At 32.7% G+C, this 12,514-nt stretch carries 11 protein-coding genes and 1 other annotated feature; of the genes, 4 read left to right on the forward strand and 7 right to left on the reverse strand.

From position 1 onward, the window contains the following. Positions 1–43: 43 nt before the first annotated feature. Entirely contained in the window at positions 44–736 is a 693-nt protein-coding gene (locus tag WR164_RS07910; protein WP_286137073.1) for an endonuclease/exonuclease/phosphatase family protein, read from the forward strand. On the opposite strand, the gene WR164_RS07915 is transcribed toward WR164_RS07910, so the two are convergent. From WR164_RS07915 to pnuC, 6 genes are all read right to left on the reverse strand, one after another. Continuing rightward, on the reverse strand, positions 733–1,923 hold the full coding sequence (locus tag WR164_RS07915) for a metal-dependent hydrolase family protein (protein ID WP_286137074.1): 1,191 nt from the start codon (positions 1,921–1,923) through the stop codon (positions 733–735). The two genes, WR164_RS07910 and WR164_RS07915, sit on opposite strands and share 4 nt — an antisense overlap. 27 nt (positions 1,924–1,950) lie before the next feature. Beyond that, positions 1,951–3,114, reverse strand: coding sequence for a hypothetical protein (locus WR164_RS07920; RefSeq protein WP_286137075.1), 1,164 nt, complete (start codon positions 3,112–3,114; stop codon positions 1,951–1,953). Positions 3,115–3,406: 292 nt separating this feature from the next. Then, positions 3,407–4,648: a peptidase T gene (gene pepT, locus WR164_RS07925; protein ID WP_286137076.1), complete on the reverse strand. Its 1,242-nt coding sequence runs from the start codon at positions 4,646–4,648 to the stop codon at positions 3,407–3,409. Positions 4,649–4,762: 114 nt separating this feature from the next. Beyond that, positions 4,763–4,991, reverse strand: a binding site (T-box leader). A 53-nt stretch (positions 4,992–5,044) separates the two neighbouring features. Then, on the reverse strand, positions 5,045–5,986 hold the full coding sequence (locus WR164_RS07930) for an L-lactate dehydrogenase (protein ID WP_286137077.1): 942 nt from the start codon (positions 5,984–5,986) through the stop codon (positions 5,045–5,047). Positions 5,987–6,356: 370 nt separating this feature from the next. Next, the gene (locus WR164_RS07935; RefSeq protein ID WP_286137078.1) at positions 6,357–7,373 is read right to left on the reverse strand and encodes an HD domain-containing protein; all 1,017 of its coding nucleotides are present in this window, start codon (positions 7,371–7,373) and stop codon (positions 6,357–6,359) included. A 115-nt stretch (positions 7,374–7,488) separates the two neighbouring features. Then, complete coding sequence (gene pnuC / locus WR164_RS07940) at positions 7,489–8,286, reverse strand: nicotinamide riboside transporter PnuC (protein ID WP_286137079.1); 798 nt, start codon at positions 8,284–8,286, stop codon at positions 7,489–7,491. Positions 8,287–8,544: 258 nt separating this feature from the next. Between pnuC and WR164_RS07945 the strand changes: the two genes are divergently transcribed. Further along, positions 8,545–9,084, forward strand: a complete 540-nt coding sequence (locus WR164_RS07945) for a GNAT family N-acetyltransferase (RefSeq protein ID WP_286137080.1) — start codon at positions 8,545–8,547, stop codon at positions 9,082–9,084. Positions 9,085–9,136: 52 nt separating this feature from the next. Here WR164_RS07945 and WR164_RS07950 read toward each other — a convergent pair whose 3' ends face one another. Beyond that, positions 9,137–9,850, reverse strand: coding sequence for a CPBP family intramembrane glutamic endopeptidase (locus WR164_RS07950; protein WP_286137081.1), 714 nt, complete (start codon positions 9,848–9,850; stop codon positions 9,137–9,139). Positions 9,851–9,957: 107 nt separating this feature from the next. On the opposite strand from WR164_RS07950, the gene WR164_RS07955 reads away from it, so the two are divergent. Both WR164_RS07955 and spxB read left to right on the forward strand, forming a co-directional pair. Continuing rightward, entirely contained in the window at positions 9,958–10,311 is a 354-nt protein-coding gene (locus WR164_RS07955; protein ID WP_286137082.1) for an SAP domain-containing protein, read from the forward strand. Between the two features lie 387 nt (positions 10,312–10,698). Then, positions 10,699–12,513: a pyruvate oxidase gene (gene spxB, locus WR164_RS07960; RefSeq protein ID WP_286137083.1), complete on the forward strand. Its 1,815-nt coding sequence runs from the start codon at positions 10,699–10,701 to the stop codon at positions 12,511–12,513. Position 12,514: the final 1 nt, after the last annotated feature.

A 12,514-nucleotide genomic window follows, 5' to 3' on the forward strand; every position in this document is an offset into this window, starting at 1 on the left:
TGATAAAAAATATTAGATTTAATGTAAAGAAGAATTTATAAATATGAAAATAGTTAGTTGGAATTGTGATGGTGGTTTTAGCGACAAATTTGACAATTTAATTAAAATTAAAGCTGATCTTTACTTAGTTCAAGAAGTAAATGAACGTAAAAAGAACAATTGGATTAATAATCCGAAATTTCCGATTAATAATTATTTATATTTAAGAAAAACAAATGGTAAATATCATGATTATAAGGGAGTACTTGCTTTTAGTTACTCTAAACACCGAATTAAAATTAATCGTCATTTAAATGATTTGAACATGCGTTATTATCAGTATTTTAATTTCAATCATTTTAGAATTTTAAATGTATGGACTCATCCAAATTATATTGAAAATTTAGTTAGCATTTTATTGTCTAACGAAAAAGAACTATTTAAGAATAATCATCTCTTAATTATGGGAGATTTTAATAGCAATGTAATTTGGAATTATAAACATAAATTTAGTAACCAAAATAATTTTAATGATATAACGAGAAGACATGGGATTGTTAGTGCTTATCATTTAGTAAATAAAGAATCATTTGGTAATGAACATGATTTTACTTTCCGGATGTATAAACATTTTAATCAAAAATATCATATGGACTATGCATACGCAGCAAAAGATAAAATTGTTGATTTTAAAATTAATCATTCATTAGATGAAATTTCTGATCATTCTGTACTTCAAATTATACTAAAATTTTAGCATTCCTTAATACCCTTTTTATAAACACCTAATCCCTTTTGTTGAATTGCTTTGACGTCTTTAAGTGGATCATGATCAAGCACTAAGAAGTCAGCGTTATATCCAGGTTTTAAAATTCCAATCTTTTCGTTAAACTGCTGACAACGTTCGATTAATTTAGCAGAATTAACATTGGCCTGCAATGCTTCAAAATTGCCAACTGCCATATATTTAACGAATAGTTCGAATTCCTTTGCAGTCGCATCAAAGTAAGTAAACGCGCAACCAGCATCTGTTCCAACTGTAACTGGAACACCACGATGCCAGGCATGTTTAATATTAGGAATTAACATTGACCAACATTTCTTTAATTTATCTTTTTCCCATTTTGGAACCTTATTGGTGTTCATTGCCCAGTTACATTCTAAGGTAGAAGTCAAAAATGTTTTTTGCTTCAGCATTTCATCAATCTCTTCATCGTTAATTTCAAAGCCATGTTCGATTGAATCAACACCAGCTTCAATTGCGTTTTTAAGTCCAGGATTAGCTTCGGCATGGGATGCAACGATTAAACCTTTGTGATGAGCCTCTTCAACCGCCGTTTTCATATCCTCGATGCTTAATTGTGGATTAAACATGGAATCTTGTGGCGTAATGACTCCACCAGTTGCCATTACCTTAATCGCTTTTGCACCTTTTTTGATACCGACTCTGACATCATGTCTAATGGCATCAACAGAATCACAATGATAACCCCAATTAGGTAAATCGGAGTGTCCACCTGTAATTCCAAATGGCTTTCCAGCTGGTAAAATCGTTGGCACATGTTTTAATTTGCCCTTAGCTCTTAATTTTTCTAGAACAATATCAATGTTATAGGTTGCCCCACAACCACGAATAGTTGTTACACCGGATTCTAATAATTCATGTAAATGGCGAATTGCTCTGACGGTTGATCTAATTTCATCAACATCAGTATCACCAGAAGGTGAATTAGGGTTAAAAGTGATATGGGTATGAACGTTAATCATTCCAGGCATGACATATTTACCTTTTAAATTTACTTTAGATTTTATTTTAGGTTGATCTTGATTTCCAATTTCTTCAATCGTTCCTTTATCATTATCTACAACCATCCAGGCATGCTTTTTAATTTGATCGTCTTGACCGTTAAATAAATGAAAGTTAAAGTATAATGTTTTACTCATGATGATTCACCCCATATTTTTTAATAATTAAAGTAGTTTTAAGAAAATTGATGCAATAAAAACTGAAGCAACGGAAACGGTAGCAAATCCTCCCACTACCATTTTAGGCATCGTGTGATCCATGATGTATTGGTATTCATCAACATTTGAAGCGACATTATGAGCTGCTTCTCTAGTGACAATGTAATCTGCTGGGAAACCAAATAATGCAGTTAACGCACATGCAAAAGCCATTGATTTAGATAATCCCATTGGTTTTGCTAATAAGAAAGAAACCACAAACATTCCAAAAATTCCTAATGCAATCATTGTAATGATTGGAACTAACATTTTAGGTAAATTGGAAGGTTTAACAACGTTTAAATCTGAAAAAATGTAAATTAATTCTGCGTACAAGAACCAATTAAACACACCCGATTTTTCAAGAACATTACTTTCTAAAAGATGAGCTTGATGAGCAATTACCCCTAAAATCAATCCGATCACGTAAGGATTGATGACATTATGAATTAAATTGGAAATTTCAAATGAAATTAATCCAATTAACAAAACTAGAAAAATATTGAAAGCAGCTGTCCGATATTTTTCAGGAATAAAAGGTTTTAAGGTGTCTTTCTGCTCAATTTTACTATGACTTCTAACATTTTGATTTGATCGAAAAATACCAATTAATCTTCGGTCTTCCTTTTTTAATAGAAAAGCAGTTAATGGATAGCCAATAATACTATGAACAACAAACATTGAGGTCGGGAAAGCAATTAAATCCATGATATGTTGTGCTCTTAATCCATTTGCCATTAAGAATGCCGCAACAATGCCACCTGTTAATGGTGGAACACTAGCAATGACTACTTTCCAGCGGAATAGTAATAAACCAATTCCTAGTGCTAAGATAATGGTGCCTAAAACTCCACAAAGAGCAATAACAACAACCTTCCATTGATTAATTAGCGTTCTTAAATCCATTAATGTTCCCATGTGTACAATGATGGCTGACATTACAATTGTCATAAATATTGGATCAAAACTAGCAATTTGAACGATATTTTTTGGAAAAATAGTCCAATATCCAATTAAGAACATCATGGCAGTTACGAATACGGACGGAACATAGGCCTTAGTAAATTTAGAAATCCATTCACCGACGAACAAACAAAACATTAATTCTGCTAACGCAAAAATATTAACCATTATTGATTTCCTCCTTACCAATATCCATAAGGGATTATTAACAAATTACATACTTTAATCACACTTCTCCTTTTATCATTCGTATTTATCAAATAAATAAATGTATTTTAATATTAATGTTTATATATATTTATGATAATACGAATTAAATTAATGTAATTATATATTATATTAGATAATAATGTCAATACTAATCGAATTTTAATTTAATGAATAATAAAACCATATTTTTTAAATATGGTTTTATTTTGTTTATTATGTTAATGTAACTTTTGACAATTAACAAAATTATTTAATTTTCAGCATGAAGCTTTAAAATATTAATTACAACTTCAGCCAATTTTTCCATTCCTTCAACGCTAACGTATTCATAAGGTCCATGGAAATTTCCACCAGCGTTAAATAAATTGGGCGTTGGAATCCCCTTTGGTGTAATGAAATTTCCATCGGTCCCACCACGAAATGGTTGAACATTTGGTTTTAATCCTGATTGTTTATAAGCTTTTAAAGCCAGTTCAATAATCATAGGATACTTCTTAATTACATCCCCAATATTATGGTACTGTTCTACTAATTTTAAATGAATTCGTGGTTTTTGATATCGACAATTAATATTATTAATGATTAATTTCAAATATTTTTCCTTATTATGAAATTGTTTTGTATCGAAATCCCTCAAAATAAGTTTTAATCTAGCGTGTTCGACCGTTCCATCAGCGTGGGTGATTAAATGAAATCCATCATAATTCTTACTGTACCGTGGCACATCATAATGATCCAATTTATCAATTAACTCGTGCATTAAAGCAATTGCACTAACCATCGTTCCGCAAGAGCTTCCCGGATGAACTGTCGTCCCTTGAAAAGTGATTTCAGCTTGGGAAGCATTAAAAGTTTGGTACTTAAAATCACCTGGTGCACCATTATCCAACGTATAAGCAAATTTAGTATTAAATTTCTTGGCGTCGAATTTTTTAGCACCACGACCGATTTCTTCATCAGGACCAAATGCAATTTTAAACGGGCCATGTTTAATTTCAGGATGTGCTTTTAAGCTCTTTAGAGCACCAATTAAAGCAGCGATGCCCGCCTTATCATCCGCTCCCAACAAAGTGGTTCCATCACTAGTAATCAATGTTTGACCTTTAAATTGATTTAATGCCGGAAATTCATCTGGATCCAAAATCAGGTGTCGATCTTGGTTAATCAATAATTTCTGACCGTCATAATTATGATGAACTTCTGGATTCAAATTATCAGCTGGAAAATCGGCCGTATCTAAATGCGCAATAAAACCAATCGGTGAAACTTGATGTTTAATATTACTAGGCACACTAATTGTGACGTAACCATTAGCTTGATCATACTCAACATCTCTGATTCCCAATTGATTTAAATCATCCATAATCACATGAGCTAATGTAACCTGCCCCCTTGTCGTTGGCGTTGTCTTACTATTTGGATCGGAACGCGTATTGATTCGACAATACTTGATAAATAATTTTTGAATTAATGCGGTATCAATTGATGACATTATTAATGACTCCTTCTATTTTGCATATTTAACATCATGAAGAAAACACTTTACCCAATTTTCATTATCAAATCTCCCCTTTGATAAAATAAAAAAAGCATCCACCCTTTCAATCGAAAGGGCGAATGCTTCGCTGTGCCACCTTTATTCATAGGTTATTAAATAACCTATCTCATTTCAGAACAAATCATCTTATTCCTAGCGCGATATCGGGCGCACCCGTTGTAGTTTTCGCTACCCATAAACTCAAAGACCATTTCAAATGCTGTCAATCACTTGTTTCCACTAATCACAAGCTCGCTGATCATTTCCAACATCTTACTTATCTCTTCATTGCTTAATTAATATTTCATTAATTTTATTATAATTTAATTATAATAAATGTCAAACAACATCCTATTCATCAACATATTCTTTAATATGATTAACTTTATCCTGGATGAATTTTGCTGAATCTGCCAATTTTTGTTGTTCACTATCGGTAAGATCAATGTGCACTTGTTCGATTAACCCGTTACGACCCAGAATAATTGGGTATGACATATAAGTATCATATTTATAACGGTAATTAGAAACGGGAACTTCAGTTCTAGCATCGTTCATGACAATGTTAATCAGTTTGCAAGCTGCTGAAGCAATTGCATAGTTAGTGTAGTGTTTCCCTGCAAAAACGGTATATCCTCCAACTCGAACAGATTGTTCAACTTTTTTAATTGGGAAGTGGTAAGCTTCAGCCATTTCAACCACTGGCTGATCCTTCACTTTAATTGTCGACCAAGCTGAAAATTGGGAATTACCGTGTTCGCCCATGTTATATCCACTCACTGACCTTGGATCAACATGAAATGCTTCATCCACTGCTCGTTTCATTCGTGCGGAATCGAGCATTGTTCCTGTTCCAATTACTTTATGCTTCGGAAATTCTGAATACCTTTGAAAAATAGTTGTCATCACATCACAAGGATTAGTAATCACAATCACAACGCCATGAAATCCAGCTTCCTTAACTTTTTTAGCAGCATCTTTCACTTCAGGTATGTTCAGCCTGAATTCGACAAACCGATCACCATAATGTTTTGGATCCAATTGGGCTTTAATATGACCAATTGAACAAATCACGATATCAGCATCACCCAATGCAGAATAATCATTCACGTAAATATTAGTATGATAATCAAGATTGGCTTGAGCATCCCGAAAATCCAATGCATCCGCAATTAACTTATCCTTATTTTTATCAATCAAAACCAAATCATCTGCGTAGCCATTATGAACAATGCAATGTGCGATGGTGGAACCAACGTGTCCCATTCCAATAATGCCAATTCTTCTAGTCATTTTAATTTCCTCCATTCAAAGTAATCATCATTAGTAATTCATATCATGTCAAAACAAAAAGCCTCACAGTTGATTTAACTGTGAGGTTGATTATTCAAGTAGATTTGATTTAAGATCCACACAGTTAATTCATTTTTTATCTGTGTGAAAGTCAATTAATAAGCAAGATTAAAGTTGATTAGATTCACACAGATTTTATAATTAATAAAAATAAGTGTAAATCTAATAATTGATTGTTATTAACAACCGTAATATACCTATTCATAATCAAATTTCCTTTTTATTTCTAATTTAATTCTAATGATTAATTCATAATATACTACTTAATCATAATGAATGCAATTCATTTTGAAAAATATATTAAAAATATTTAGTCCCGTTTCAAAGATCCATCCGGATTTTCCGGTTTCTTAAACGGTGTGACGTTTTGTAAGCCAAAATTACGATTGCCTAATGTATTCGCATCCTGATCAACATACGCTTCTTCAAACATTTCCATGTGAGAGTCCATTAGATCAATTAAATGCACTAACATCGCATCTTCGGTTGCTGGAACGACCGGACTGCCCCATTCTTTTCTACCATGGTGAGCTAAAATGATGTGCCGCAATAATTCAATTGATTCCTGGTGTGAATCAATTCCGTTTTGATCGCATGCTTCTTTGATCCAATCAAAACAAATCGTAATATGGCTGCTTAAAGTTCCCAAAATGGTATAATCAGGATTTTCAGCGGTTCCCATTTCCTTGGTTTTACCAATATCATGCAAAATAATGGCAGCCCGATCCATATTTATATCCACATGGTGGTACAGTGGTTTGCCAATTTTAGGATTTTGAAGACGATTTAAATCTTTTAACATTCGATATTCATGATAAGCTAACCCACCTAGAAAACTATGGTGCATCGATTTTGCAGCGGGATGGGCAAGAAAATCATGCGCATAATGCTTCATAATATAATTAATAATTATATCAAATTCTGGGTATACTTTTTTAATTTCTTTCAATTGTTTTTGAAAATAATCTCGCATCACTTTTGAAGAAACTGGGGCATGAACTAAATATGTTCCGGACCACGTTGATTTATCATCATTTTGGCGTTCAACCACCTTAATATTCTTCATATCGTTAACAGTCAGTTGAAGTTGATCGTTAAATGGATTTACATCGGCATCTTTAATTGCCAGCACTTTTCCCTTCGCGCTCGATAATTGGATTCCTTGTTGCTCAGTAACTTTCCAAACCATCATGTGATTAAGGTGATGACCATCCTGAATTTGTAAATGGGCAAATAAATCGCCATCTTTTTTCCGCTTAATTTGAACTTCTTTTAGGAGTGCCTTTCCTGTAAAACGCACACCCGCTTTTAAATCTTTTAATTGCAAAGTATTTTCCTTCTTTAAAATTATTTTATGTATAATCTGATTGTATCATGGAATCATCAAAAATCCCTTAACTAAAAAATTAACTAAGGGATTTTAATAATTTATTCAAATTAATTTAACTTTGGTGGCTTAATTTCTTTTCCCATACGTACCAACCGTAAAAAGCATTGATGGTGCATAAAAGCCAGAACATTGCAACAATCGGATTAAAGTTTACAACCCATAAAATAGTTTCAATTCCATTACCAATGATCCACATAATAAACTGTGGGGTTCCATAACGGGTAATCAGAAGAAATTGAGCGACAACGTTCGTTACCGTACTTAATGCATCTAACCAGGGATGGGGATCTAACGTTGCTGACAAAAATGGAACATGCATTAGAAACATTGCCATTAATAACCAGGCAATCACAGTAAAGATAAGCAAAAATATCCAACCAGTACCTGACATTTGTTTAACCTGAACGGTATTGACATTCTTAGCCCCGGCCATTTCATTCTTACTGTACCAAAGATATATCCCAATAAATTGGGTAACCAAAAATAAAAGATTCAAATATACTTCACCATATAAATGGCTATCATATGATACCCAAATGTAAGCAATGTTATTAATGATTCCCCAGAAATAATTACTGATTAAACCATCGGCATCGGCAACAACTGAAAAAATTTCCGTTATCCCGGCAATTAGGCTTAAAACTGGAATCAATGAGAAATCCGGTGCAAATTGAAATTTCCCGTTTGCAAATACAATCAAGAAAGAAGCAACTTCAACTAGTTGTAAAACCCATAGGTAGATACTACGGCTTTTTTTCATTCGAAAGATTTCCGAAAAAATTTCTTTGGGACTAAAAGTTAACTTCATTCCTCGACTAAAAACATCCAACTTACTTAAATTATTGTTCAAATTTGCTAGCTCCCATCATAAGCTAAACTCATCACTGTACTGTAAATATTATCAATTAACCTAAGAAGTACCATCCCATTCGGTTTTTAATTATATTTAATCATAAAAGTGGCTTTAAATCAATTAATCCTTAATTAAATCCTAATATTAAAATTAATCTAGATTTAAATAATTAAGGTAGCCATTCAAATTAAATTAAACACTTCCACTTTAAATATGATAAAATAATGAGTAATACTTAAAAAAGAGATGAAGTTTATGCTTTCTTTATGTCAGTTTAACCTCTCCAATCACCACATTAAAATTGAATTTCCGGAAATGAGTCATGCCCACGTGTTATATGAAGAAATTGCTAAGGATCGCAATGAATTACAACGCTTTCTACCGTGGGCAAACTTTATGAAATCTGAACAGGATGAAATGGATTTTCTAGAACAGTGCCGTGGTGATATTGCCAAAGGAAAGGGATTCCCATTTGTCATTTTATGTGATGGGACTCCAGCGGGAATGATTGATCTACATAATATTAACTACAACAATTCCAAAGCAGAGGTTGGTTATTGGTTATTCAGTGGTTTTCAAGGGATGGGAATTGTTACCCAGTCACTTAAAATGATGATTCAAAATATTCAAGAAGAACTTCATTTTCATAAATACGTTGTTTTGGCCGATGTTAAAAATAAAGCCAGTCAAAACATCCCGTTAAGATTAGGTTTTAAATACGAAGCTACCCTAAAGGATTATTTATATCATCATAACCGTTTTCATGATTTAAATGCATTTATTAAATTATTTTAAATAAAAAAAGCAGGATTGAAATTAATCAATCCTGTTTTAAGTTTAAATCCAGTTAAAATAATAATAGCAACATTGCAAGTGATGCTAAGGCATTTTGTAAGAAATGCATTGAAATTGACGCTTTAATATTACCAGTTTTTTTATAAATATATCCTAAGCCTGCTCCCATGCTGAAATAAGTTAAGAAAGCAAAAATATCACCGCCAGTTGCGTGCCCCAGTGCAAAAAAGACAGAGCTCACAATAATTGGCATCCAAAAACTATTTTCTTTAAAGAAAACATCCATAATAAAACCGCGAAAAATAAATTCTTCAACAAATGGTGATAATAGTAAATCTAAAATAAAGAAAATTAAGACAACTTTATCACTATTGCTTGCAATTCCGTTTAATATCGATTGATTAGCAGTCGTTTGGGTATGATAAACAACATTATCTAATATTGATAATACAATATTAATAATGAAGACTACAATCCAAACTTTAATACTAAATTTTAATTGTGATTTAGTTAATTTACCAATGTGATTACGGCCCCATGCTTTATACGCAAAATAAATTGCTGCAAATGATCCAAATAAAATCAAGAAGGTAAATCCAACGTATAAGACGCTTTTAAGAATTGAATAATGTTTGTAAACTGCAATCACAGTCGGAGCTAAATTCATTGAGTAAATCAGTGTAATTGCAATTACCACAATCACATGCAATAAAAATTTAGTCGATTGACCTAATCGTTCAGAAAAATTTTTAAAAATAAGAAGCACATCCCTTTATAAAATCATAAACTGATTTAATTATAAATGTAAAAGGGTTTGTTTGTCAAATTAACGTTGAACTAAATTATAAAATATATAAAAAGAGGTTATCTTAATTGACACGACCACAATTCAATCAAATTACTAGTCCTAATGAATTTCTTAAATTCTATTGGTACAAAGAAGAATTGCGGTTAATTTGTTGGAGACTCCAGTTACCAACGAGTGGAACTAAAGCTAATTTAAATCACTATATCTTACAGTATTTAAACGGGATTCCAGTTAATCAAATTCAACCCATTAAAAGTCGTCATTTAAAAAATGACTTAAAGGCAAAACAAACTAATTTAAACACAAAATTACTCAATTCTGGTTTTGCATTAAACAATCAAGCAAGATTATTTTTTGCTAATTATTTCAACGTAAAGAGATTTACTTTCAAAAAAGTAAAGATCAAAAGCATAATTTAATTGCCGCTATTTATTATCATCACAATAAATGGTTAAATATAAATAGTAAAGGCTCCACTGATAGATGGCATGTCATCACAATTAATGATCATGGTAAACGAATTCACGCTTTAGAAAACATTGCTGGAAGTGGTAATTTCAAGACTATTTTCTTCCCTAGTAAACATATTGCAAAACAATTAAGTCATCGTTATCCGGTTGTCAGCCTCAGGGTGAGAAATTAAAATATTATAAATATAAATTCTTAAAAGAATGAATTTTTAAAGTAGTTTTAACTATTTTAGAAATTCATTTTTTTAATTAAGTCGACTCCTTACTAACTTTTTATAAATGGTGCTATGATGCAGTTGACATCAAATCATTATATTAATAAGGGGGTTATTAATAATGACAAAAAATAGGATTCTAGCAAGCGTTGCATCATTAAAAGTTCTCGAATCATGGGGAGTTAAAAACATCTATGGTTATCCTGGTGGATCCATTAGTTCATTAATGAATGCACTTCAAATTGAACAAAACAGGATTCATTATATTCAAATTAGACATGAACAAGTTGGTGCGTTAGCAGCATCTGCTCATGCTAAACTAACCGGTAAAATAGGTGTTGCATTCGGTTCAGCCGGACCTGGTGCCGTCAATTTACTTGATGGATTATACGATGCTAAATATGACCATGTTCCCGTTTTAGCAATTGTCGGACAAGTACCAAGCACTAATATTAACTATAATTTCTTTCAAGAAATTCCAGAAAAACCAATTTTTGAAGATGTCGCTAGCTATAATCGTGTCGTTATGACGCCCGAAAGTATGCCCCATGTTTTTGATGAAGCAATCAAAGCAGCCTATGCCAATAAAGGTGTTTCAGTGGTGGTTGTACCTAATGATTATGGATTCAAAGAAATTCCGAACCGTTCATACACGAGTGTTAGTGCCACTGATGACAAAAAGGCACCACTTCCTATGGTTAATGATCAAGAAGTTAAACAATTTTTAACCATGGTTAGTCACGCTAAACGGCCTGTAATTCACTTTGGTCGTGGCATTAAGAATCACGGTAGTCAATTAGTCAAGTTATCAGAAAATCTACAAATTCCTTTAATTGCTGATGGCTTAGCCTTTAACCTTATTTCACATAAATATCGTGGCTTTTTAGGAACGTTCGGCCGTGCATCTTCTAAAGCTGCGGATGAAATTCTTGCCACTGCTGATTTAGTAATTGACATTGGTGGTGACTTTCCATTTGCCCATGTTTTTTACGCTAGTCATCCCTTTAAATATATCCAAATTGATACTGACCGTTCCAAATTAGGTCGTCACCATCACTTAGATTTAGGCATTTGGTCTGATGCTGGAAAATTTATTAACCGAATTTTAGAACAAAGTTCAACGGCACATCAATCTAAATTCTTTCAAGCTGCCATTGCTGATATGGATAATTGGCGCAACTACTTAGGTCAAATTGAAGCATCATCTGATGACCCCATTTTGCCAAGTCAAGTCTATTATCAAATCAATCACCATGCAGATAATGATGCGATCTATTCCATTGATGTTGGCGATAACATCATCAATACTTTCAGAAATTTACAACTTACCACTAAAAATAAATGGATTACTTCTGCATTGTTTGCCACCATGGGATTTGGTCTTCCAGGTGCGATGGCCGGTAAAATCGATTATCCAGACAGACAAGTTTGGAACATCACCGGTGACGGAGCTCAATCAATGGTGATGCAGGATTTAGTCACTTTAGCTAAATATCAATTACCAGTGATTAATGTTGTCACTTCTAATCAAACGTTGAGTTTCATTAAAGGTGAACAAGAAGATACGCCAATGCAATTCTTTGGCGTTGACATCCATGATATTAATTTTGAAATGGTTGCAAAAGGCATGGGAATTGATGCTACCACTGTTCATAATATCCATGAATTAAAACCAGCTTTTGATAAAGCCGTTCAAGTCTCTAAATCAGGCAAGTCATTTTTGATTAATGTCAAGATTGCAGACCAAAGAGCATTACCGGTTGAAGATCTTAAAGTTACCATTCGAGATAGGAGAGTTGAAGAATCCGTTAAACCAGTCTACCGAATTGATAAAGTTGACAAACATTATACAGTTCGAGAACTTTTTGATCATTATAAAGGCCAATCATTAAAGCCAGTTACCGAATTCTTTAATCAATTTAACGTTAAATTTTAAA

It is taken from the genome of Philodulcilactobacillus myokonensis (genome assembly GCF_027923585.1).
Lineage (GTDB): Bacteria > Bacillota > Bacilli > Lactobacillales > Lactobacillaceae > Philodulcilactobacillus > Philodulcilactobacillus myokonensis.